The 24,045-nt window shown below is 43.6% G+C and carries 25 protein-coding genes and 1 riboswitch; of the genes, 15 read left to right on the plus strand and 10 right to left on the minus strand.

From position 1 onward, the window contains the following. Positions 1-191: 191 nt before the first annotated feature. Positions 192-566: a YacL family protein gene (locus tag L2717_RS07645; RefSeq protein WP_220773678.1), complete on the plus strand. Its 375-nt coding sequence runs from the start codon at positions 192-194 to the stop codon at positions 564-566. A gap of 98 nt (positions 567-664) precedes the next feature. Here L2717_RS07645 and L2717_RS07650 read toward each other — a convergent pair whose 3' ends face one another. Together L2717_RS07650 and narQ are read right to left on the minus strand one after the other, a co-directional pair. Then, positions 665-1,294 (minus strand): response regulator, encoded by a 630-nt coding sequence (locus L2717_RS07650; RefSeq protein ID WP_220773679.1) that lies wholly within the window; start codon positions 1,292-1,294, stop codon positions 665-667. Beyond that, positions 1,287-3,104 carry a nitrate/nitrite two-component system sensor histidine kinase NarQ gene (narQ, locus tag L2717_RS07655; RefSeq protein WP_373316153.1) on the minus strand — a complete coding sequence of 606 codons (1,818 nt, stop codon included), beginning with the start codon at positions 3,102-3,104 and terminating at the stop codon, positions 1,287-1,289. The genes L2717_RS07650 and narQ overlap by 8 nt, the downstream gene beginning before the upstream one ends. A 241-nt stretch (positions 3,105-3,345) precedes the next feature. Here narQ and nrfA point away from each other — a divergent pair, with 241 nt between their 5' ends. After that, positions 3,346-4,749, plus strand: a complete 1,404-nt coding sequence (gene nrfA / locus L2717_RS07660) for an ammonia-forming nitrite reductase cytochrome c552 subunit (RefSeq protein WP_220773681.1) — start codon at positions 3,346-3,348, stop codon at positions 4,747-4,749. Positions 4,750-4,829: 80 nt separating this feature from the next. On the opposite strand, the gene L2717_RS07665 is transcribed toward nrfA, so the two are convergent. Continuing rightward, a complete protein-coding gene (locus L2717_RS07665) occupies positions 4,830-5,372 on the minus strand; it encodes a hydrolase (protein ID WP_220773682.1) in 543 nt (180 codons plus the stop codon). A gap of 329 nt (positions 5,373-5,701) precedes the next feature. On the opposite strand from L2717_RS07665, the gene L2717_RS07670 reads away from it, so the two are divergent. From L2717_RS07670 to aroG, 4 genes are all read left to right on the plus strand, one after another. Then, on the plus strand, positions 5,702-6,040 hold the full coding sequence (locus tag L2717_RS07670) for a P-II family nitrogen regulator (RefSeq protein ID WP_220773683.1): 339 nt from the start codon (positions 5,702-5,704) through the stop codon (positions 6,038-6,040). A 10-nt stretch (positions 6,041-6,050) separates the two neighbouring features. After that, the gene (locus L2717_RS07675) at positions 6,051-7,301 is read left to right on the plus strand and encodes an ammonium transporter (protein WP_220773684.1); all 1,251 of its coding nucleotides are present in this window, start codon (positions 6,051-6,053) and stop codon (positions 7,299-7,301) included. Between the two features lie 172 nt (positions 7,302-7,473). Further along, positions 7,474-7,812: a hypothetical protein gene (locus L2717_RS07680; protein WP_220773685.1), complete on the plus strand. Its 339-nt coding sequence runs from the start codon at positions 7,474-7,476 to the stop codon at positions 7,810-7,812. A 247-nt stretch (positions 7,813-8,059) separates the two neighbouring features. After that, entirely contained in the window at positions 8,060-9,115 is a 1,056-nt protein-coding gene (gene aroG / locus L2717_RS07685) for a 3-deoxy-7-phosphoheptulonate synthase AroG (protein WP_220773686.1), read from the plus strand. 73 nt (positions 9,116-9,188) lie between these two features. On the opposite strand, the gene L2717_RS07690 is transcribed toward aroG, so the two are convergent. Continuing rightward, positions 9,189-9,365: a hypothetical protein gene (locus tag L2717_RS07690; protein ID WP_220773687.1), complete on the minus strand. Its 177-nt coding sequence runs from the start codon at positions 9,363-9,365 to the stop codon at positions 9,189-9,191. A gap of 481 nt (positions 9,366-9,846) precedes the next feature. Here L2717_RS07690 and L2717_RS07695 point away from each other — a divergent pair, with 481 nt between their 5' ends. Together L2717_RS07695 and L2717_RS07700 are read left to right on the plus strand one after the other, a co-directional pair. Continuing rightward, entirely contained in the window at positions 9,847-11,643 is a 1,797-nt protein-coding gene (locus L2717_RS07695) for an ABCB family ABC transporter ATP-binding protein/permease (protein ID WP_220773184.1), read from the plus strand. A gap of 80 nt (positions 11,644-11,723) precedes the next feature. Further along, on the plus strand, positions 11,724-11,981 hold the full coding sequence (locus L2717_RS07700) for a hypothetical protein (RefSeq protein WP_220773183.1): 258 nt from the start codon (positions 11,724-11,726) through the stop codon (positions 11,979-11,981). A gap of 114 nt (positions 11,982-12,095) precedes the next feature. On the opposite strand, the gene L2717_RS07705 is transcribed toward L2717_RS07700, so the two are convergent. Both L2717_RS07705 and L2717_RS07710 read right to left on the minus strand, forming a co-directional pair. Then, entirely contained in the window at positions 12,096-12,305 is a 210-nt protein-coding gene (locus tag L2717_RS07705) for a hypothetical protein (protein ID WP_246611738.1), read from the minus strand. Between the two features lie 496 nt (positions 12,306-12,801). Beyond that, positions 12,802-13,380 (minus strand): histidine phosphatase family protein, encoded by a 579-nt coding sequence (locus L2717_RS07710; protein WP_220773182.1) that lies wholly within the window; start codon positions 13,378-13,380, stop codon positions 12,802-12,804. Positions 13,381-13,592: 212 nt separating this feature from the next. On the opposite strand from L2717_RS07710, the gene L2717_RS07715 reads away from it, so the two are divergent. From L2717_RS07715 to L2717_RS07725, 3 genes are all read left to right on the plus strand, one after another. Further along, a complete protein-coding gene (locus L2717_RS07715; protein WP_220773181.1) occupies positions 13,593-14,204 on the plus strand; it encodes a DUF5610 domain-containing protein in 612 nt (203 codons plus the stop codon). Positions 14,205-14,319: 115 nt separating this feature from the next. Beyond that, positions 14,320-15,069 (plus strand): ferredoxin--NADP reductase, encoded by a 750-nt coding sequence (locus L2717_RS07720; RefSeq protein ID WP_220773180.1) that lies wholly within the window; start codon positions 14,320-14,322, stop codon positions 15,067-15,069. Between the two features lie 92 nt (positions 15,070-15,161). Continuing rightward, complete coding sequence (locus tag L2717_RS07725) at positions 15,162-15,758, plus strand: glutathione S-transferase (RefSeq protein ID WP_220773179.1); 597 nt, start codon at positions 15,162-15,164, stop codon at positions 15,756-15,758. A gap of 34 nt (positions 15,759-15,792) precedes the next feature. Here L2717_RS07725 and L2717_RS07730 read toward each other — a convergent pair whose 3' ends face one another. Continuing rightward, positions 15,793-16,218 carry a hypothetical protein gene (locus L2717_RS07730; RefSeq protein ID WP_220773178.1) on the minus strand — a complete coding sequence of 142 codons (426 nt, stop codon included), beginning with the start codon at positions 16,216-16,218 and terminating at the stop codon, positions 15,793-15,795. A gap of 217 nt (positions 16,219-16,435) precedes the next feature. On the opposite strand from L2717_RS07730, the gene L2717_RS07735 reads away from it, so the two are divergent. The 4 genes from L2717_RS07735 to L2717_RS07750 all read left to right on the plus strand — a co-directional run bounded on the left by L2717_RS07735 (position 16,436) and on the right by L2717_RS07750 (position 20,741). Beyond that, complete coding sequence (locus tag L2717_RS07735) at positions 16,436-17,443, plus strand: Fe(3+) ABC transporter substrate-binding protein (RefSeq protein ID WP_220773177.1); 1,008 nt, start codon at positions 16,436-16,438, stop codon at positions 17,441-17,443. A 75-nt stretch (positions 17,444-17,518) separates the two neighbouring features. Continuing rightward, positions 17,519-19,150, plus strand: coding sequence for an ABC transporter permease (locus tag L2717_RS07740; protein WP_220773176.1), 1,632 nt, complete (start codon positions 17,519-17,521; stop codon positions 19,148-19,150). Beyond that, entirely contained in the window at positions 19,150-20,199 is a 1,050-nt protein-coding gene (locus L2717_RS07745) for an ABC transporter ATP-binding protein (RefSeq protein ID WP_220773175.1), read from the plus strand. The genes L2717_RS07740 and L2717_RS07745 overlap by 1 nt, the downstream gene beginning before the upstream one ends. Before the next feature lie 239 nt (positions 20,200-20,438). After that, positions 20,439-20,741: a DUF3622 domain-containing protein gene (locus L2717_RS07750; protein WP_220773174.1), complete on the plus strand. Its 303-nt coding sequence runs from the start codon at positions 20,439-20,441 to the stop codon at positions 20,739-20,741. A 150-nt stretch (positions 20,742-20,891) separates the two neighbouring features. Here the strand turns inward: L2717_RS07750 and azu are convergent, their stop codons facing one another. The 3 genes from azu to rihA all read right to left on the minus strand — a co-directional run bounded on the left by azu (position 20,892) and on the right by rihA (position 23,405). Continuing rightward, positions 20,892-21,356, minus strand: coding sequence for an azurin (gene azu / locus L2717_RS07755; protein WP_220773173.1), 465 nt, complete (start codon positions 21,354-21,356; stop codon positions 20,892-20,894). Between the two features lie 164 nt (positions 21,357-21,520). Further along, a complete protein-coding gene (rbsK, locus tag L2717_RS07760) occupies positions 21,521-22,429 on the minus strand; it encodes a ribokinase (RefSeq protein WP_220773172.1) in 909 nt (302 codons plus the stop codon). Positions 22,430-22,442: 13 nt separating this feature from the next. Beyond that, entirely contained in the window at positions 22,443-23,405 is a 963-nt protein-coding gene (gene rihA, locus L2717_RS07765) for a pyrimidine-specific ribonucleoside hydrolase RihA (RefSeq protein ID WP_220773171.1), read from the minus strand. Between the two features lie 385 nt (positions 23,406-23,790). Then, positions 23,791-24,018: riboswitch (cobalamin riboswitch) on the plus strand. Positions 24,019-24,045: the final 27 nt, after the last annotated feature.

The following is a 24,045-nucleotide window of genomic DNA, read 5'->3' on the forward strand; positions in this document are numbered from 1 at the left end:
TTCCATTTAACTTTCAAAATCATGCAAACAAGCTAACTGATTTTACGACGAAAATGAAGTCAGTACTTACGTGCAGTAGTAAGAGGTCAATATCAACACACATAAATCTGATATGCAGACTGAAGCTAAGCAACTTAGCTGTGGATAGGTTAAAATTAGCCTGAGTAGGCTTAACATAAAGAGACCATCAAATGGAATTCGAATTTCGGCGTAATAGTTTAACGGGCACTTTTTTAGCCAGTTTCAGCATGGATCATGAAGTGCTTGGACAATGGTTTACGGAAGAGTTAGGGCCTGATTTAGCCAAAATTCAGCAAGTATTGGATGTGATTAAGGAAATTCAAAACGATAAACTGGGCTCATGGCGTCTGGTTGGTAATGATTTTACTTTAGAGTTAGAGCGTGAGCAGGCGCGAGTTTTTGCTAATACCTTAGGGTTTGAGCAAGAATATGAGTTAGAAGAGGCTATGTCGCTTTATGATGCCGAGTCTGAAGCCTATTGCGGGCTGGAGGATTTTGAGCAAGTGTTATTGAGCTGGGGACAGTTCGTTGAGAAAGGCCTGTAATCATTTATTGAAGCGCTATATTGAGTCTGCTCTAAAAATAAAGGCAATCAGGTGATTGCCTTTATTTTACGTGTTATCGCAAGTGAATACTCAAGATATTATTGATTTAGGTAGCGCACAGCCATTTCGGTTCTCGATTTGGCATTGGCTTTACGCAGTAGGTTTTTCACGTGTACTTTGACCGTGCCTTCGCTAATGTGTAAATGCTCTGAAATCATTCGATTACTTAATCCTTCTGCCAGTTGCTCCAATATTTGCAGCTCCCTTGGGGTTAGGGTCGTAATCCATTCTTGCTCATCGGTAGCATCTTTTAATTCGTAAAGATATTCCTCAACTTCTTCGCTTATTACCCTGTGGCCAAGCATGGCATTTTTGAGTTTTTCGAGCAGTAAGTCTGGCTCAGTATCTTTGAGTAAATAGCCATCGGCACCTGCGCGTAGTAACCTGGTAACATCTTGTTTTGCATCGGAAACCGTGAGTATCACTATGCGTGAAGTCACACCTTCTTGGCGCATCGCGTTGAGGGTATCAAGGCCTGTCATGCCTTTCATATTCAGGTCGAGCAAGATGATATCGGGCTCATCGGTGGCGACGGCGGTTAATGCATCTAAACCGCTACCGGCTTCACCAAATAGGCTGAAATCAGTATCTGAGGCGATGAGCTGACAGATACCTTTACGTAAAAGAGGATGGTCATCGACCACCAAAACAGAATAAGGTTTACCCATTTGAAGGCTCCTGTTGAGAGGGAAAAATAAGCGTCACTCTAGTGCCTATTGAGCCGTTGGCATACTGCGTTGGGCCTAATGGATTATCGGGGCTGAGTGCACCTGCTTGTTTACTACATCCTTGCCCAATAGCTGTTGTTTCTGAATCGAAGTGAGTGGGCGCGTTATCACTAAAAATAACCCTACCAGAGAGTTTGCTCGCTCGCTCGTGCATAATCCCTATGCCAAAATGTTGATCTCGTTCTTTTAAATATTTGAGACCTATGCCGTTATCGCACACATTGATATTGACCATACCATGTTCATCTTTATAACAACGTATGTTAATTAGGCTTGCGTTGGCGTGTTTAATGGCATTGAGTGTGGCTTCTCGCGTGATTTGTAATATGTGGATATGTTGCTTTGCCTCAAGCCATTGTGGCGCCAGTTTATAGTCTAAAGTGATCTTGATCTCTGTCTTTGCTCTAAGTTGCTCAAGCATGGCTTCTAGGGCACTTTTCAGATCAGGCTCTTTGATTGTTAATCTAAAAGTGGAGAGTAACTCCCGGAGCTGCGCATAGGCAGTGCTCACCCCTTCGTTGATTTCGGTGAGTTGATTTTCAACTGCAGGGCTGCGGCAACTGTAATCTAAGTTTTTACGCAGTAAACTAATTTGGATTTTTAAGAAAGACAACACTTGTCCAAGGGAATCATGTAATTCCCGGGCAATTACGCCGCGCTCTTCCATTAGGGCTAATTGCTGTCTCTGTTCTGTCGCATTGTGGATCACAATAGAGCGGTTGAGCATAATGGCGAAATTACTAAAAAGTGCAATATTAGGCGCTTGGTCAGAGATCAGCTCTAAATAACCTAGATTAGCTTGCTCAAATTGCAGTGGGAAACGCGTACTATCTTGTGGTGTGTTGGGCCAGCCGCCATCGGCTTCAATCACCTCAATCTCTTGTTCGGGATACTGAATAATGAGTCGTAAATAATCGAGTGATTCATAATCTTTTAGCTGATTTAGCGCGGCTTTTAATGCTTTGTAATCAAGTTTATTCGCATTTAGTGTGATTAGATTATCATACAAAAATGCCAGCTCGTTATTGGCCCGAGTGAGTGCCAAGGTTTTTTCAGTTACTTGAGACTCTAAATTACCATACAGAGTCGCGAGTTCTTTAGCGGTCTTTTGTAGCGCATTTTTTAATGCCGTGAGTTCAATATATTCAGTTTCGGGCATTTCAATTTCAAAATTACCCTTTGAAATGGTATTTGCCGATTCCATGAGTTTTTGTAGCGGGATCACCACTTTTTTGCGAGTAAAGCGTACGGCGACAAAGGCAATAATTAACATTAGACCTAAGCCTAAAATTTGACTGACGGCAAGTAACTTAAGTTTAAAGGCGGCGTGCTGCTCCATTTCGAGTACCAATAAATTGATGGTATCGACAAAGTCCTTTAAAGACGTCACATAATCGCGTGAGTTTTCCTGCTCTATGTAGTGTTTCATCACTAACCATTTATCGACTACGAGTTGATATTGGTTGGCAATTTTTGGCTGGCTTAACCAGCCCGTTGCAGGCTGTAATGCTTCAGAGTGTAAGGTATTTTCAAACTCTATTATTTTTTGCTGGGCATTATCGCTACCTGCATTGGCATAGAACATCAGTCGGTAACTTTGCATGCGTAGCGATCCAGAAGCGTTAATGGCTTTGGCATCGCCCAAACTGTAAGACAAATTGATGATAGCAAAGGTCGATAAACTACTCGAAAGCAGAATAAGTACTAACATTAACCCTAATATTTTTGAGGTAAGACTACCTCGCTTCATTATTCCGCTGTCCATCAGGTGCCCACTGTTGTTGCCGCGTTTTGCAGTGGTTTTTACATTAGAAAATAATGTAATACATTAACAAAAACACAAAAATGTGAACAACAACACTATTACATTTTGATCTAGCGCAAACTTCACACTATATACTCACTAAGAGGTATGTCTTTGGAGGTGGGAAGTCATTAAATTTGACCATGGAGATGTCGTATTTATAACAATAATGCAACGCGGAGATAAGATGATGAAGAAGATGACAGGTAAGTCCTTTGCATTGAGTGCATTGGTTGCCGCCAGCTTCATGGCGGCGAGCGCAATGGCGAGTGACAAGACTGAGCCTCGTAACGAAGTTTATAAAGATAAGTTTGCTAATCAATATAGTAGCTGGCATGACACGGATAAAAGTGAAGAGATAGTTGATGCGCTTGCCCAAGACCCCAATATGGTGATCTTATGGGCGGGTTATGGTTTTGCTAAAGATTATAATGCGCCACGTGGTCACATGTATGCGATAACCGATATGCGTAATACTCTACGTACAGGTGCCCCCGCAGATGCAGAAGATGGTCCAATGCCTATGGCATGCTGGAGCTGTAAGAGCCCTGATGTACCTCGTATGATTGAGGAGCAAGGCGAAGACGGTTATTTCAAAGGTAAGTGGGCTAAGGGTGGCCCTGAAGTGACTAACGCTATTGGCTGTGGTGATTGCCATGAAAAAGGTTCTCCAAAGTTGCGTATTTCACGCCCTTATGCAGAACGTGCTTTTGAAGCGATAGGTACACCTTTTAGCAAGGCTTCAAAACAAGATAAAGAGTCAATGGTTTGTGGTCAGTGCCACGTTGAATATTATTTTGAGAAAACCGAAGATAGAAAGAATTTTGTTAAATTCCCATGGGATATGGGAATGACAGTTGACAAAATGGAAGTCTATTATGACTCAATCCAATTTTCAGATTGGACACATGCTCTTTCTAAAACCCCTATGCTAAAAGCTCAGCATCCTGAGTATGAAACGTGGAAAATGGGCATTCACGGTATGAATAACGTGAGTTGTGTTGATTGCCACATGCCAAAAGTGACCAGTGCAGCAGGTAAGAAGTTTACCGATCATAAAGTGGGTAATCCATTTGACCGTTTTGAAGAAACGTGTGCCACTTGCCACAACCAAACTAAAGAGTTTTTAGTCGGTGTGACGAATGAGCGTAAAGCCAAAGTTAAAGAAATGAAGTTGAAAGCGGAAGATCAATTAGTCAAAGCACACTTTGAAGCTGCTGCGGCTTGGAAAGCTGGCGCAACTGAAGAAGAAATGAAACCAATTTTGACTGATATCCGTCACTCACAATGGCGTTGGGACTTAGCTATTGCGTCTCACGGCGTAGCGGCTCATGCTCCGGAAGAAGCACTGCGTATGCTGGGAACATCAGTCAATAAAGCTGCTGATGCGCGGGTTAAGTTAGCGCAGTTACTGGGTAAAAAAGGCATCACAGATCCAGTGGCCGTTCCAGATATTTCGACTAAAGCTAAAGCACAAGCTGTATTAGGTATGGACATGGAAAAAATGAATGTAGAGAAAGAAGCATTCAAGAAAAACGTGTTACCTAAGTGGGATGAAGAAGCTAAAAAACGCGAAGCAACCTACAAATAATCAGTCATATTTTAAACTGAGTTAACCACACTCAACTAAAAAGCCCTCAATATTGAGGGCTTTTTTATTGGGTATAAAGCTCACTTTATGAGTTTGATTAATGCTCTAAAGCGATCACCCTGTGCTTGGTGCTGTAATTCAAATAATAACGATTCCACATTGGTTAACTGCGCCCCTTGTGCTGTCATCATCTGGATCCCAAGCTGTTTATTGTCAGCACTGCGTGAGGAGACGCCATCAGCAACGATATGCACTGCATATTGTTGTTCGATAAGATCGCAACAGGTTTGGTAAACACAAACGTGGGTTTCAATACCTGCGAGTAATACATGTTTGCGATTTTCCTTCGTGAGTGCTTGTGCAAACTCTTCACAGTGCCAGCCGCTAAAATGCTGTTTGGCTATAGGGGAGCTGGTTTTATTCAGTAAGGTTTGTAGCTCAGAGCTGGTGGTGCCAAGTTTATCTGGTAGTTGTTCTAACCAGAGTATGGGGATTTCAAATAATTGTGCACCTTGAATTAAGGTCTGTAGCTGTTGGTGCAATTTTTCACTGTTATCCATGATTTGTGCGAGTTTTCCCTGCACATCGACGATAACAAGAACACATTCTTCGGGTTTTAACATCGGGCCTTCCTTCTGCGCTTGATGATTATCTTAGTCTTATCTTTGTTATTAGGACTGCGTGGTTTAGTTCTTACTTCATTTTCTACTTACCCAGTAAACCCCAATTTAACTCTGTTACCAATAGGCCTAAGGTCGAATGGTTACCGTAGCGGCATTGCTCATTAAAAGAGCAGGCTTTATCTTTCACTGCCCTTTTATGGTGCAGTCATCGCCTAGAAAAATAGCTTTTTATAGTGTTAATGACTAAAAATTAACATCTTAAATATATGGCCTAATGATTGAATTGTCTTTGATACAAGTTAGTAACAATCGTATTTTTGGAGGTCAAAATGAAACTCGTCAGCGCAATCATAAAGCCATTTAAATTGGATGATGTCCGTGAGGCTATTGCTGCAATCGGCATTGAGGGCATGACAGTCACCGAAGTTAAGGGCTTTGGCCGTCAAAAAGGGCACACAGAGCTGTATCGCGGTGCCGAATATCAGGTGGATTTTTTGCCAAAAGTAAAACTCGAAATAGCGATTAAGGCCGAGGATCTGGACATGCTGATAGAGGCTATTACCACCGCGGCCCATACCGGGAAAATTGGCGACGGTAAGATTTTTGTTGTTGATTTAGAACACGCTATCCGTATCCGTACGGGTGAACTCGATACAGAAGCGTTATAAGGGGCTAACAATGGAAGAGTTAACAAAATTAGGCAGTACAGTCACTGAATTACGCTTTGCGCTTGATACATTTTACTTTTTAGTTTCAGGTGCTTTGGTTATGTGGATGGCCGCGGGGTTTGCAATGTTAGAGGCGGGTTTAGTCCGCTCTAAAAATACCACTGAAATATTAACAAAGAACGTGATTTTATATTCAATTGCCTGCGTTATGTACTTGCTCGTTGGTTATAACATTATGTACGTAGATAACGCTGAAGGGGGATGGTTACCTAGTTTAGGTACGCTAATCGGCTCTCAATCTGCAGACGCAAGTCATGCGCTCGAAGCTGATTTCTTCTTCCAAGTCGTCTTTGTTGCCACGGCGATGTCGATTGTCTCTGGGGCTGTGGCTGAACGGATGAAGTTATGGGCTTTTCTGTTCTTTTCCGTGGTAATGACAGGGATTATTTATCCTGTTGAAGGTTATTGGACGTGGGGACAAGGGTTTATCACTAAACTGGGTTTTGTAGACTTTGCGGGTAGCGGTATCGTGCATATGACGGGAGCTACGGCTGCAATAGTGGGAGTATTATTATTGGGGCCGCGTAAGGGGAAATATGGTCCTAACGGACAAGTGAATCCTATACCAGGCTCTAACTTACCTATGGCAACCTTAGGGATGTTTATTTTGTGGATGGGATGGTTTGGTTTCAACGGCGGCTCGCAATTAATGCTCTCGGATGCGGCGAATGCCAGCTCAGTCGCTAAAGTGTTCGTTAACACTAATACCGCCGCCGCTTGTGGTGCAATCTCGGCTCTTATTGTGTGCAAGATGATTTGGGGCAAAGCAGATCTCACTATGGTACTCAACGGTATTCTCGCTGGTTTAGTCGCCATTACTGCAGATCCATTATCTCCATCGCTATTAATGGCGGGGGTCATTGGCTTAGTGGCCGGTGCTGTTGTTATATTTTCGATAGTGGGTTTAGATCGCATCAAAATCGACGATCCTGTTGGCGCAATTTCAGTGCACGGTGTGGCCGGATTCCTAGGGTTAATGTGTGTGCCATTATCCAACAGTGACGCGACGATCAGTGCACAGCTCACTGGGGCTGCATTGATTTTCACTTGGGTATTGTGCTCATCATTTATAGTCTGGTATGTGATTAAAGTGACTATGGGGATCCGCGTTACCGAGGAAGAGGAATATAACGGTATGGATTCTTCTGATTGCGGTATTGATGCGTACCCTGAGTTCGTCACAGTGAAAAGTGCGAGTTGATAAAACACCTTGATGCATAGCGTGGTTCGAGGGATAGTAAAGCAGAGCTTCGGCTCTGTTTTTTTATGGATGTCGTTTTTTATTGAGAGTCAATGTAGAACAAACGAGTCGGCTGAGTATTAAGCTGCTGACTAAACGAATTTATATTATAGCGATGATTTAGGAGCTAATTATGCGGTGGAATTTAAACGCAGCTCGTCGAGTTAGAAGCCTTTTTTTGATAGTTATCTCGGGTCTGATATCAACGACTGTTGTTGCTGGCGAAGTGATCGTTAATCGTTCGAGTGAGCCTGTAGATGCTTTTGCGGTGCGCGATCAAGTGCTTAAAGATTTTGAATGGCAGGAGTCGATTCGTCGGCAGCAACAAATTCAAATACTGCAGGCTTTACCCCTTGGCTGCATTACTGTAATACGTCCCTATCGATATTTTTCCTGTGGTGAACATCATTATCGGCCATATAATTATCAGCAGCGCGAGTTATATATTGAGATTGATCCACCTCAACAGTAGCTAGCAGGTTAACTCTGCAGTTACCGTGAAATGAACGATTGAGTGTGAATGTCATTAGATGCAACTTTTAGAGTTACTGAATTTAAAAATATATTAAAACAATCAGTTATATTTGATTTTTTCAAATAGAAACAAGTTGGTTGCATTGACGTTTCAGACTCGATAAATTTAACTCAGTATTGCAGTTGAGATCCCTTATTGCAGCGATAGAAATAGCCTAAAATACCAGCGTTGGAGCAGTAGAATTATGTATTACCAAAATGATGATGTTCGCATTAAAGAAGTAAAAGAGTTACTTCCTCCTATTGCGATTCTTGAACGATTTCCTGCTTCCGAAAAAGCTTCTGCGACAGTATTTAATGCGCGCAATAATATTCACAATATTCTCGCCAAGATAGATGATCGCCTTTTAGTGGTGATTGGACCTTGTTCAATCCATGATCCTAAGGCCGCATTAGAATATGGACAGCGTTTAGTTGCGCTGCGTGAACGCTATAAAGATCAACTCGAAATTGTAATGCGAGTGTATTTTGAGAAACCGCGAACCACTGTGGGTTGGAAAGGCTTGATTAACGATCCCTACATGGATAACAGCTTTAAACTTAATGATGGCTTACGTACCGCGCGTAAATTATTAGTGGATTTAAATGACAGCGGTATGCCAGCAGCGGGTGAGTTTCTCGATATGATCACCCCGCAATATATGGCAGATTTAATGTGTTGGGGGGCTATCGGTGCCCGTACAACAGAGTCACAGGTACATAGAGAATTAGCTTCGGGTCTCTCATGCCCAGTTGGTTTTAAAAATGGGACTGACGGCACGATTAAGGTTGCAATCGATGCGATAGGTGCCGCCAATGCGCCACATCATTTTTTATCTGTGACTAAACTAGGCCATTCGGCAATTGTCTCGACTAAGGGTAACCCTGATTGTCATATTATTTTGCGGGGTGGTCGTGAGCCAAATTACAGTGCACCGCATGTAGCTAAAATTAGCGAACAATTATTAAAAGCTCAGCTTGCTGATAATATTATGATCGACTTTAGTCATGCTAATAGCAGTAAAGAGTATCAACGCCAGATGGTGGTTGCTGAGGATGTAGCCTCTCAAGTTGCCGCGGGTAATACGGCTATTTTTGGTGTGATGGTTGAGAGTCATCTCGTCGCAGGTCGTCAGGATTTAATAGAAGGTCAAACATTATGCTATGGCCAGAGTGTGACCGATGCATGTATTGGCTGGGATGATACCGAGCGACTTTTAGCCATCTTAAATAAGAGCATTATTGAACGCCGGCAGAATTAATTTTAATAAAAAAGTTAAGCTTAATCATGCTGGATAAAGGCGCTATATAAGCGCCTTTACTATTTTTTTATTATTAGATTGTGCTTATTTCAGCTAAATATTCATTGGCTTTGGCTAAGCTACCAAAGGCGGCAATAAGGTTTTCTCTTCCTTTATCTTGGATCTCTGGGTTGCCTGATTCAATCATCATCCACACCCAAGTTTGGATCAGTGGTAGGGGTGGGTACTGAACTTTAGCCGAGTCAAACATAACGCTTCCTTTGATCTTAATTTAATGGATATACATTAATATTATCGCGATAGCCAAGGCGTTACAATCACCCAAACTAGAGGGCGATATTAACAAATCCTGGCTGTTTTCATAACTATTTAGACGATACTTAGCGCGAAAACGAAAAATAATCAGTAATTGGAGTTATCTTGATAAAAGCTTACCAATAGCATTATGGCGCTAATATTCTATTTTAATCGGCGATTACTGTTGAAATTATAAGCATCGATGAGAATACTGACCGCGGTATCATTTTGCTCGATATGAATAATTAAAGCCGAGCTAGATGCATCAACTTTTACCGTTGAATTAGGTTAAGATAACCAGCCTCACACAGTAAGCTGGTCGGGCGGTCGGAGAATGGAATCAATTTTATTTTATTCACGCTTTACCTGTCTCACACTGCTTATTTTAGCTCGGCATTATTACAGCTAATCTAACTCATTAAAGGTTATATTCCATGCGCCCAACGCACTATTTAGACGGTCCGGTTGAGAGGTTAAACTGGCATGTGATGAAGTTACTTTGGCCTTATTTGTTGGAATACAAAGGCCGTATAGCACTAGCAATGTCATGTTTGGTTGTGGCTAAACTCACCAGTCTTGCGTTACCTTTTATTTTAAAACACTTGGTTGATACTTTAGATGCCGATAAAACGGTGCAAGCACTGAGTGTGCCGGTAGGGTTAGTCTTAGCCTATGGCGCAGTGCGCTTGTTGACGGCAATTACAGGGGAGATCCGTGATACCTTGTTTGGTCGCGTGACTGAGCGGGCGATTCGGCGCTTAGGACTGGCCGTATTTGAGCATTTACACCGTCTTGATCTCGATTTTCACCTAGAGCGTAAAACCGGTGGTCTATCCCGAGATATTGAACGCGGTACCAGCGGTGTGAGTTTTCTCATGCGCTTTATGGTGTTTAATATTGTGCCCACGTTACTTGAAATTGTCATGGTTATCGGCATTTTCTTCTTCAACTATGGTATCGCTTTTGCGGCAATCACTTTTGTGGCTGTGCTGGCTTATATTATTTTTTCAGTGGTGGCGACTGAGTGGCGCACCGAATACGTACGCGATGCCGCTAAGGCTGACTCCTTATCAAATACCCGTGCTATCGATAGTTTATTGAACTATGAAACCGTAAAGTATTTTAATAATGAGCAATACGAGTCTAGTCGTTACGATCAAGCGCTTGAGCAGTGGGAAGTAGCAAAACGTAAAAACCGTTTATCTTTGTTTGCACTTAATGGTGGTCAGGCTGTCATTATTGCCTTAGCAATGACGGCTATGATGGCGTTGGCGGCCTACCGAGTCACCTATGGCGATATGACATTAGGTGATTTTGTATTGATTAATGCCTTTATGATGCAGCTGTTTTTACCCCTCAATTTTTTAGGTTTTGTATATCGCGAAATTCGCGGTGCATTAGCCAATATTGAACGCATGTTCAGCTTGCTCGATAAGCACCCGATGATCGTTGATTCACCCCAAGCATTAGATTTTCAGCCTTCAAAGGGAGAGCTTTCTTTTGAACAGGTGAGTTTCAGTTATGATGAGCGCCCCATTCTTCGGGATGTGAGTTTTAAGGTCGCTGCGGGTAAAAAGGTCGCCGTCGTAGGCGATAGCGGCGCGGGTAAGTCGACGCTGATTAAACTGTTATTTCGATTTTACGACGTAGACCAAGGCGCGATTAAAATTGATGGTCAAGATATCCGCCATCTTACGCAAGACGCATTGCGACGCGCTATTGCCATAGTGCCGCAAGATACTGTGCTATTTAACGATTCGTTAGTTGAGAACATACGTTATGGCCGACCGAGTGCGAGCGACGAAGAAGTACGAAATGCGATTAAACTGGCACACTTAGAACAGTTCATTGACTCACTTGCTCAGGGATGGGACACCAAAGTGGGCGAACGCGGCTTAAAGCTCTCTGGCGGTGAAAAACAACGGGTTGCAATCGCAAGGGCCATCTTAAAAGGCTCACCTGTATTGGTTTTTGATGAAGCGACATCTTCACTTGATAGCCGTTCTGAACAGGCTATTTTGTCGGCTCTGCGTGAAGTAGCTAAGGGGCATACTAGCCTAGTAGTGGCTCACAGATTATCGACTATAGTCGATGCCGACCAAATTGTGGTATTAAGCCAAGGAGAGATTGTTGAGCAAGGCAATCATCAGACATTACTCTTAGCAAATGGCTTATATGCCAAATTATGGCGAATACAAAATGAGCAGCAGCATGCGCACCTAAGCAGCTAATAGTCCAAGATAATTCAGTCTTTATTCAGCTTTAACTCTCTATACTCAATGGCAATACATCAATCGGAAGAGATTCAAGCATGAAAAATATGACACTGAGAGTGAATATTGAAGGCAAAGAAGAAAAAGTCGCCACTGATTGGTATGCCATTATGGCAACATTGAAAGATCGCGGTGTCGACTATGGCTCATTACAACGTATTTACGCTGAGCTAAATGCGGGGCTATTAGTGACGACTCGCAGTCTTACCTTAGCAAAGGTCAATGCAGAAATGGTGCTTGCAGGGGTTATCCGTGAGATGAATATGCCAGCAAGTTATAGTATGGGCCGACGTTAGGTAAGTAAAGGCGAGAGGGGTAATGTAAAAACACAAGGTAGGAAGTCGAGCGCGGTTGTTAGTCTCAATACCCCTGAAAACCTATATGCTAGAAATGCTCAGCGTAACAAAAAATCAAGCTTTATCGTTTAGCTTTGCTGCTTTCCAACCTTCACATAATAGATTTAGTTTAGGTGTCGATTCATCAATGAGAGTGAGCCTAATAATCTGTCCCTCACGAAAACATACCATCTCGCCTTCGATCTCCGTTAAACGGTTGCAGCTTTTACAGCTCGAGTTGACAGTTTTACTGAGTGGCTGCTGGCTTAAGAAACTAGGTTTCAAGGTATTTCCTTATGTTTTGTGTAGGTAAGATTATCAAAATGTTGTCTTACCTCACGGATTTTACCTCTTTTGTGGTACAGATTCAAATATACCTTATCTAGATACAGTGTAGACGAAAGTTTTACAGTCCAGTCGCCGCGCGTGGTTTAAGCCTGCTGGGTATATGCGCATAGTATTTGTCGAGTGAAACTGAACACTATGCCTTTATACATATTTTTAGGTGCGCGGGATACCCTGTTACATTTTGCTCGATTAAAAGGAAGTTCTTCCCTATCTTGGGCAAAAAAGTATTATTTAAAAATTCGCCTTATTTCTCGAATAAGTATCTAAAGTGGCTAATGACGGGATATTTATGCTTAACCGCTTGCTGAGTCTTTATTTTGTCAGCGATATACATATCGATGAGCACTAGAACCCAAGAACTACCAGAATCCAAAAGAGTGCAGAAAACAGATCCAGCCCCTACATAACATTGAGCTTACTCATATTATTGTCCTTATTCTTGTCCGTAACGGGTCGCGATTAGGCTCGCTGGTTGTCCATCATTAAGCGAGAGTATAAACAGCTGGCTGTAATCATCTTCATTAATCGCTTGGATTTCAGGCCCGCCAAGGGCTTTGATGATGAGCGGCACAGTGTCGGAGTGACCTGCAATCAGTGTATTACCTTGCACGGCATGCACTTGCTCAACAATATGCTGAATATGTTGTTCGATAGGATTGGCAGCCTCCACTATTGTTACCGGTAAATGGCGTTCCTCAGCGATGGGCGCAAGCGTTTGCTGGGTCCGCTGATACTGTGTTGCAACGAGTTGCGATAGCGGCGTGCGATGTAGAGCAGTAATCAGTGACGTCGCGCGCATGACTCCCTGAGGAGACAAGGGTGGGTCCTTCGCTGACACATTAGCTTTTTCGGCATGTCTGATAATAATTATCAATCGATTTTCCGCATTAGCTTGGCTCATCGGCGCGATATTTAGACTCATGAATATAATAAACGCCAGTAGGTTAAATCGTTTTATACACATCAGTGAATGACATTTAACCACATGATTAATGAGACGACTTACTGCCATTGTGTAATATCCTTTATTAGCATTTATGGGTAATCAGTTTGGCAACAGCGATGTATTAGCGGTCATAAAAATAGCTAACTTATGCAGGGTATATCAGAACCTTATGGCTTCGATGGTACTTCAATTCTAAAAATTACTAAAGCTGGTTGAATTTTGGTCGATAATTAAGTTAACCCAATAATCAAATTAACTTGAGCTGAATGGAAGCCATCATGGAAATTAATAAATCTCCCCAAGTGCAAAGTACAGCTTTGCCACAGAAAAAATATGCTGAAAACGCGGCGCCTAAGAATACCGATGTGAGTGATTTAAAAGAACCTAAAGTTACCTCTAAGCAAACCGCTCAGCAAACAAGTAAACAACTGATGAATCAGGCGATCTTATCGGCGCAGCAGGACGTCAATATTAAATCCGGTGACCAGTCTATGGTATTACTTTATCGTGCTGCGATAGAGTCGATTAATAAAGAGTTAGCGCCAACGATGGGAGAGAACGCCATTCAAACCGTTTATGACAATGGCGTCGATACTTCACCTGAAGCCACCGCAGAGCGGATTGTGAGCTTTGCGACTAAGTTTTTTAGTGTTCATCAGCAGCAACATTCAGGTATGAATCTAGACGACCAACTTGAGAGTTTTATGGGCATTATTGGTGGTGCTATTGATAGTGGTTTTAAGGATGCAAAGGATATTTTATCTGGCCTTAAAGTGCTGCAGGGAGATATCGCCACGGGTGTTGATAAAACTTATGCTCTAGTACAAGACGGTCTACAAGCTTTTAGAGATAGTATTAAGCCAAAATCGCAAGATACCCAAGCCGATTAAAGCTAATGTTTTATTAAACATTTTTAGGTAAAGAGCCCCTTGAAATAAGGGGTTTTTGTTGTGTGGATAACAGTCTATGCTAGGGTCTATCTAACGTTTCGCTTGAGGGCAAGTTATGTGGATTAGTGGACAAGTTATAGAGCGTATTGATTGGAGTGATAAGTTATTTTCACTGCGAATAGCCACCGAGTTAGCCCCATTCATACCCGGTCAGTTTATTAAGCTGAGTCAAATGCAAGGCGATAAACGAGTCGCCAGAGCCTACTCCTTAGTCAACTCTCCCGATAAACCCTATGCCGAAATACTCGCCGTTGCGGTAGAGGACGGTCTACTGTCTCCCCAGTTACACAGGCTGTCCATTGGTGATGAAATTGACATTACGCCCACCGCGACAGGTTTTATGACCTTAGATGAGATCCCTAAAGGCAAACTTCAAGGTAAACACTTGTGGTTTTTGGCAACAGGAACCGCAGTAGGGCCTTTTCTGTCTATGCTCGATACGGCCGAGCCGTGGCAACGTTTCGAAAAGGTGGTGTTAGTCTACGGTGTGCGTGAGGCACAGGATTTAGCTTATCTTGATAAACTGCGTGGATTAGAACAACAATATCCTGAGCAGTTTAAGCTTATTTTAAGCGTGACCCGTGAATCAATTAACGATGCTTTACAGTGCCGTATTCCCGATGGTTTGGTGTCGGGTGAAATTGAAGATAAAGCGGAGATAAGGTTAAGCGCTGGCGATTCTCAAGTGATGATTTGTGGTAATCCCGGTATGATTAACGGCGCGCAAGCAGCGTTACTTAACAAAGGTTTGGCTAAGAATCTACGCCGAGCGCCTGGACACATCACCGTTGAGAAATACTGGTGATCTGCATTTGCAAATAGCGATGCTAAACTCGCTTACGTTGTGCTTAAACAGCATATTTAATAATTTAAGTATTTTAATATAAGGATATTTTAATGAGGTTGTTAAGCTCTAAAGCATCGCCCTATGCCCGATGTGTTCGCGTGTTAATCCAACATTTGGGGATTAATAATATTGAAGAGTTACTGGTTAATCCCTTTGATAATACAGCCGAATTGCTTGATGCCAATCCATTAGGACAAATTCCATGTCTTATCACTAATGATGGCATGGCGCTATTTGATAGCGAAGTCATTATGCGTTATCTCGATACTGAATTGGGTGATCGGCAGATGTTTGGTGCTTCAAGCGGCAATTGGCTTCTGGAGTGCCAGTATTCTTTAGTGAAAGGCCTAATCGATAGTGCAGTAAAATTACGCCAAGAGCAGATGCGACAAGAAGAAGGGGTAAGATCCGCTTTTTGGACCTCTCGTTTTGAGCAAGCATTGCTGCGTGGGCTAATGCAGATTGAGCTTCAAACCGTGATCACTCAAACAACGATCCAAGCCCCGCAACTGGCTTTAATTTGTCTGCTCGATTATGTGGATTTTAGGCATTCTGGGTTAGATTGGCGTAAAGTCGCTCCTGCCACAGCACTTTGGTTTGGTGAGATGCGTGACCTACCTGCTTTTATTCAAACTCGTCCGTACTAAGGCTAGGTACTAACTAGGTACTAAGACAAATCATTCAGCTATCGGTTGCGCGTCTACCCATAGGCCTGTCACGGCGGTTTTGTTCACCAAAAGCGCCGAATAAATCTCGTGTTACTCCAAACCCTATCCTGCGGTCATTGCCCAATTGACGTCTATCGTCATAGTGTTGATAGCGACATTGGCAGTTTGTTACAGTGCAGTCTTCCATGGGAATTTCAGGTGCATCTTTTGATAAAAACCGTTTACCTGAAATGGCGGTTATTTGCTCACAGCAATGACCGTCATTCACTATGCTCACACTGTGGAAGTTATCGGGTTGAAGTGGCTGTGATTTAGATTCGTTGGCGTGTGGAGTCCTCACTTTAACATAAGGTTTATGCCGTTTTGGGGTGCCATTATAGTGTTTAACGAACCCAACGAGTGCTAGTGCGGCGATACCGAGCAATAACAGAGTAAACATAACGACCTCTATAAATATTTTATGCAAATTAAGGTTCAGTTTAGTTAGATTTGAGATAATCGCCATTTTTTCAACTTAAATCTATTAAAAACAAAATGTTAAATAGCCTCTTGCTCTCCTATTTAGTATCCATTACCCTTAACTAACTGATAAGCATTATCACTAATGCTGTTGTCTTTTAATTCGTCGAATACGTTATAACTATGGGGTGTCAGTCATGAAATGGGTAACTTGTGCAGCGGTTGTTGGACTCACGTCGATAGGGTATTCGGCAAATGCAGAAGATAAGCTAACGGTTTATTCGTATCGGCAAGCCTTCTTAGTGGAGCCTATTATTCAGCGCTTTACTGACGAAACGGGTATTGGTGTGGATGTGGTGTTTGCTAAAGACGGTATTGCTGAGCGTATCGCCCGTGAAGGCCGCTTATCACCGGCTGATTTAGTATTGACCTCAGATTTTTCTCGTTTGGTAGAGTTGGTCGATAAAGATCTGACTTCTCCAGTTAAGAGTACGCTATTAGAAAATAATATACCGGTACAATATCGCGATCCCGACGGCCAATGGTATGCCCTAACGATGCGTGTTCGAAATCTCTATACCGCGAAGGATCGTTTAGGCCCACAGCAAATGACCTATGAGGAATTGGCCGATCCTAAGTACAAAGGTAAAATTTGTACCCGCAGTGGTAAACATCCATACAATATCGCACTGGTAGCTTCGATGATTGCTCACCATGGCGAGGCCGAAGCGAAAACATGGTTACAAGGCGTAAAGGCTAACTTAGCGCGTAAGCCACAAGGTAACGATAGAGGGCAAATTGCTGCAGTTAAAGAAGGCGTATGTGATATCGCCTTAGGTAATAGCTATTACTATGGCAACATGCTGAAAGACCCTGAGCAAAAAATTATTGCAGAAGCCGTAACGATTAACTTCCCCAATCAAGCCGATCGCGGTGCCCATGTTAATGTGTCAGGTATGGCATTAGCCCGCTATAGCCCTAATAAAGCAAACGCCATTAAATTGATGGAGTTTTTATCAGCAGATGTGGCTCAAAAGGCTTATGCCGATATCAATATGGAATACCCAGTAAAAACGGATGTTGTGCCTTCGCCATTAGTGGCCTCTTGGGGGCAATTTAAATCTGATCAAATGCCTATTTTTAAATTAGCAGAGTACCACCAAGCGGCGGTAAAACTGTTAGATGAAGTGCAGTTTGATCTCTAATTTCTGGTTTTAGACATACAATATTGATGAGTTTATCAGCGCCATTTATTGGCGCTGTAATTTTTAAGGATTGACATGATTTTAGGACTGGCCAGAAGCTGGTCGCTTGCTGGTTATGCCGTGGCTGCATTACTGGTGCTGCCTCTTTTTGCGCTTATATTTCAAGCATTACAGCCCGATGAAGCCGTATTCGGTCACTTACTGGCAACGGTTCTACCGACTTATATTCGTAATAGTTTACTGCTGATTTTAGGGGTGAGTTTAGGATCGCTACTATTAGCGATACCTTGTGCTTGGCTTATCGCGCGCTGTGAGTTTTTCGGCAGGCGTTATCTGCAATGGGCGCTCTTATTGCCCCTAGCGATGCCGGGATATATTGTCGCCTACGTTTATACTGATTTACTCGATTATGCGGGGCCAGTGCAGCGCAGTTTACGGTCGATATTTGGCTGGAGCTCACCGCAGGATTATTTTTTCCCCGATATTCGCACCTTAGGTGGTGCAATTTGTATGTTATCGCTAGTGCTATTTCCCTATATTTATCTCTTAGCGCGCACCGCGTTTATGGAGCAGTCCTTAAGTTTGGCGCATGCTTCGCGCATTATGGGCTGTTCGCCATGGCAAAGTTTTTGGCGCTTATCTTTACCTATGGCAAGGCCTGCGCTCGCCGTTGGTGTGGCGTTAGTGGCGATGGAAACGGCTGCCGATTTTGCCACGGTTAGTTATTTTGCGGTGCCCACCTTAACGACGGCTGTGTACGATACTTGGTTGGGTTACGGTAATTTAACCGCCGCAGCTAAGCTCTCGGCGATTATTTTGCTGGTGGTGTTTAGTCTCATTGGCTTTGAGCGCTTTGCTCGTCGTAAGCAGCAGCTATTTCAGAAGCAATCGCGCATTCAGGCCACAGATTTATATCCACTTACGGCGGTACAAACAGCAGTCGCGCTCAGCTTTTGTTGCACGCTGTTATTGTTCGCCTTTGTATTGCCCTTTAGTATTTTATTATCTTATGCCATTGGTTATTTTGAGCAAAGTTGGGATGAACGCTTTTGGCAATTGAGTGTTAACAGTTTAAGCCTTGCGCTTATAACGAGCTTAATTTGTTGTTTAATCGCCTTACTGTTGATGTTTGTGCGACGTAGTAGCCCAAGACCGAGTGATGCCTTACCCTCACGTTTAGCCTCAATGGGTTATGCCTTACCGGGTACTGTGTTGGCGATCGGGGTATTAGTACCGCTCACTATGCTTGATTTTGCCATTAACGATGTAGCCGATGTGATGGGTATAAAAGGCCCTGGACTTATCTTAACGGGCAGTGTGGTAGCATTGATTTTTGCCTTTTGTGTGCGTTTTGTCGCGATAGCCATCGGCAGTGTCGAAAACAGTTATAAACGTATTTCACCATCGTTAGATATGGTGAGCCTTACGATGGGGCAAAGCCCAAGGCAACTTCTGTGGCGGGTGCATTTTCCTTTACTCGCCAAGGGGTTATTTTCTGGTGCTTTATTAGTTTTTATTGAAAGTATGAAGGAATTACCCGCCGCATTACTACTGCGACCTATCGGTTTTGAAAATCTTGCTACCTACGTATTCCAGTTTGTATCCGATGAGAAGCTCGAGCACGGCGCCTTAGCCGCGGTCGTTATTGTACTGGTAGGTTTAGTACCACTTATTTATTTAAACCGTTCATTGGAGCAACATAGCTGATGACAAATACGCTTAAACTTCAGCAAGTTCATAGTGATTATCAGGGCCAGCAAGTGCTTCAAGGCTTGAGTTTAACGCTGGGCCAAGGGGAAATCCTTGCGCTATTAGGCCCAAGTGGCTGTGGTAAAACCACATTACTACGTGCGGTTGCCGGATTACAGACGATTAGCCAAGGTGAAATCCACATTAATGGCCAAATGGTGAGTGGCGATAGTGCGTTTGTGCCCAGTGAGCAGCGCGGTATTGGTATGATTTTCCAAGACTACGCTCTTTTTCCGCATTTAACTGTGGCGGAGAATATCCTCTTTGGTGTGGCTAAATTGTCGGCCGCTGAGCGTCTAGTGCGGTTAGATGACATGCTAACTTTAGTTAAACTCGAAGGATTAGCTAAGCGTTATCCCCATGAATTATCTGGTGGTCAGCAGCAAAGGGTCTCAATTGCGCGCGCACTCGCCTACGAGCCACAGTTACTGTTACTGGATGAGCCTTTTTCTAACATCGATGCCCAAGTGCGCTATGAGATGATGGCAGAAATCCGTAGCATCTTAAAACAACGTAATGTAAGTGCGGTATTTGTAACTCACAGCAAAGACGAAGCCTTTGTTTTTGCAGATACATTAGCCATTCTTAACCAAGGCGTCATAGTGCAGCATGGCAGTGCAGAAACCCTATATTCAGCACCCAATAGCCGTTATGTGGCGGACTTTTTAGGCAGTGGTAACTATTTACCTGCCGCAGTGCTGGATAGACATAGTGTGGCGACTCCCATCGGTGATTTAACCAGTCTTACACCATTAGCGTTCTTGAATGAATTTAGTGGCATGGTATTTTTACGGCCACAGCAATTAACGATTAATGCCGATGAACAAGGCGTCGGTATGATTACCGAGCGGCGTTTCTTAGGGGCTTTTTGTCATTATTGGGTCAAAGTTGAGACGGCATCGATAGCGTATTATGTGGAGGTACGCAGTCAGATGATGCAGTTAAGTATTGGTCAAAAAGTTGGGGTTACGACTGAACCGCATTCGTTAGTATTGTTTGAATCTTAAGAGACTTTTAAAGTGTAAATAAAGTTTCGGCCGAGCGCCGTTCATCACTGTGGTAACTTAACATAACGGTTAAGGTATTTACTTCATTGAGCGAGTTGCTGAAACTGGCATGAATATTTTCACTTGGTCGATCTTTCTAGGCCGAAATCAAGTACACTGCGCTCCTTTTGTTTTATGATGAGCGTTGGGTTAGCTTGATAAGACAAACGTGACAAGCATCATTTAGGAAATAGAGCAGAATGAGCAAGGGTAAAAAATACGATTTGCGCGTAACACAGGGCGACAACGGTTGGAAAACTGAAATCACTCGTCGCATGACATCAACCAAAACTGTAGTGTCTAAAAGCCACGATGGTTTTGCAACTGAAGCTGAAGCGCAAGCTTGGGGCTTGACTGAATTACAAGTGTTTTTAGGTACGTTAACTGAACGTAATAAGCGCCGTTCAGAGAAACAAGCTAAAGCAAAATTAGCGGCGGCATTAGCGGCTGAAGCGGCAACTGATGCCGAAGATCTTGATCAAGATGATTTCGACGAAGAGTAACCCTCACTCGTATTGTCTTATCAGCTTAGCTTGATTGTGGTGGAACGTTCAACGCGAACCTCACAGCCAATCTGGCGATACATAACAAAAGGCGGATCTTAGGATCCGCCTTTTGTGTTTTCAGCGTTTATTAGCGTACTAAGCTAAGCATTAAGCCTTGATTTTAAAACTGCCTTGCATAATTGCCCAGTGACCTGGGAAAGTGCAGAAAAATTGATAAGCTTCGGCGGCGTTCATGCCGGCAGTGCTAAACGTGATAGATGTTGATTCACCGCCGCCCACTAATGGCGTATGAGCGATAACGCGAGTATCACCCTCTTTGACATAGGCTGCATCAGCACCTGCACTCATACCATCTGTTGCTACACCGGACATATCTGCCGCTTTAGCTAATACCCAGTTATGGCCCATAGCAGCTTTTGGCAAAGTGCCTGAATGAGTTAAGGTCAAGGTTACTTCTTTACAGCTTGCAGGAACAGATAGCTCTTTAGTGTCAAATTGCATTGCATCGGTGGCGGCAATTTTCAGTTCACATTCGTTGGCACTTGCTTGGCTAGCAAATAGTAATCCTAAGCCAATGATACTCGTACTGGTCACGCTACGTAATGCTTTCATCTGGAACTTCCTTATTTGAACAAAGGTAGTCGAGCCGTTTTGACTCAGACATGCGCATATGAGCATAAGCAATTTACATTAAATGGGAATGAAATCTGTTTGTAAATTATGTATATGCAACTTTCGTTTGAGTACTGCATTTAGCTTAACGTCATACCCATTAATTATAGGAGCTCATGACGATAGGGAATTGCACGTTGCGCACCTTGGCGCGTCACGGTAATGGCACTGGCGGCATTGGCAAACCCCACTGCAGCTGCAATTGACATGCCTTCGCTCAAGCCCACAACTAAAGCGCCATTAAAGGTATCACCAGCAGCAACTGTGTCTATGGCTTGCAGGTTGATCGCGGGGACTAGTCCCATAAAATCGGTGCTACTAATGTATGCGCCACGACTGCCTAAGGTTATCACCACAATGCCTACACCTTGCTGATGCAGCAGTTGTGCAGCCATTTGTGCATCTTCGGCATCATTGATTTCCACACCGCTTAAGGCTTCAGCCTCTGTTTCATTGGGGGTAATAATATCGACCCACTTGAGGCAATCATTGCCAAGAGCCGTTGCAGGGGCTGGGTTTAATACCGTAATAATACCGCGTTTTTTAGCCAGTTGTAGTGCTTTTGCCACTGTGGCAGCGGGGGTTTCTAGTTGGATTAGTAAATATTGAGCACTGGCAAAGAGCTCGGTATGATTCTCTAAATCATGGGGTGACAGACTGGCATTCGCACCGGCTGCAACACCAATGGTATTTTCGCCATCGTCACCGATAAATATCATCGCAGTGCCGGTATTTAGCCCGGTTATTTGGCTGATACCTTCAGTACTAATGCCGTCTTTAATCCAGTTCTGACGCATATCATCACCGACACTGTCTTGCCCAAGATGGCAGATAAAATCAATGCGCGAGCCTGGTTTGGCTAAGCGAGCACAGGCGACGGCTTGATTTGCGCCTTTTCCCCCTTGTTCAAGCCGATATTCACGGCTCATCAAGGTTTGCCCCGCTCCGGGCAAGTATTCAAATTTCATCACATGATCAGCATTAGCGCTGCCGATAATCAGTATCTGGCTCATAAAACGCTCACGGTTAGCAATCTTTGCGATTGAGATAAGAGGCATCGTAGACACGCAAACTGTCGACCAGTAAATCGACAAAGCCTTGTCTATCTAGGCCAAATAATACAGTGGCATTGGCGGGTTTACCTGTGAGTTGATAGCGATCAACCACAGTCATGCCTAAGGTCAGCTCGCTTTGTGTTTCAATGCCGACCCAACAATCTTGTGCCTCGAATAATTCAGGTTTGAGCAACCAAGCGATAGTGCAAGGGTCGTGCAATGGCGCGCCAATAAAGCCCCATTTAGGATCTTTGTGGTAAACCATAAAGAAATCCAGTAATTCTGCGACGCACTTGGCTATTGGATTTTGGATAGCGCGAATGCGTTCTATATCTTCATCCATGATTTGCGCTTGATGGGTGACATCGAGTCCGCACATGGTAATAGGAATTCCGGATTTAAAGACCATATCCGCCGCTTCAGGATCGACAAAAATATTAAACTCGGCAGCAGGAGTCCAATTACCCACGCCCGCGGCGCCGCCCATTAATACGATGCGTTCGATTTTATGGTGTAATTCACTGTGACTTGCCAATAACAGTGCGATGTTAGTCAGTGGCCCAGTTGGGATTAAGGTTACGGGTTGAGTGCTTTGGCGAATTTGCCGCGCCATCAACTCAACCGCCGTCATCGCTTGTGGGCTAAAGCTGGGTTCGGGCAATACGGGACCATCAAGCCCTGTTTCGCCGTGGACATTGTCGGCAATAATCAATTCACGTGCCAGTGGTTTAATGGCACCGCCCGCCACGGGAATATCGCTACGCTTTAACAGGGTTAAAATCCGCAGGGCATTATTGAGGGTTTTATCTGGCGTTTGGTTGCCTGCGCTGGTCGTTACGGCAAGGGGATTAAGTTCTGGGTGAGCTAAGGCTAAGATAAGTGCAATGGCATCATCATGCCCGGGATCGCAATCAAGAATAATTTGACGAGTCATACTGTTACTTCCATTAAACAGCTGTTCTAGCGGCCTAGCATAACATGCCCTATGATGGACGCTAGTCTGTGTATGTGACTCTAATGATAAAGTGTGACCTTTTTCGTATTTTGTTTAATAAGCTACTAAATATCTTTCAGTTATTGATGCTGGTGGGCTCTCGATTGATGGGCGCCGCTGCGTTTGGGACCTGCATTTCAGATGATATTTTTAAGCATAAGAGCACAATAGTGCTTGAGAGTAATCACTGCGAGGATTGATGTGGATTAATGGACTTTTATCCATTTAGACGTCTATAATGCGCGCGTTCACTGCCAAAGGGCAGTCTGTATAATGTACCAAGGGTTACAAGAAGCGATATGCTGCTTTTAACCCCAGTTTAAATATTAAGTCAACCTTCTGAGGTGCTCGCCTGCTAAGGCAGCGAGATAATCGGGAAGCCTGTGAAATGCAGGCACTGCCCCCGCAACGGTAAAAAGTGAGAGACGGCCGTACGTGAGTGAAGGGTCTAAGATGGACTCGATAGCCGTAGTATGAACGATGAGTCTCGTGTTAATTCGTAATGGATTATCCTAGCTTAAGTCCGGAGACCGGCCCTAAAGGTGTTTTTGAAATTTCGGTGGGCAGATTTCAAAATGCG

Origin of the sequence: Shewanella glacialipiscicola (genome assembly GCF_023283485.1) — a bacterium.
GTDB classification, from domain to species: domain Bacteria; phylum Pseudomonadota; class Gammaproteobacteria; order Enterobacterales; family Shewanellaceae; genus Shewanella; species Shewanella glacialipiscicola.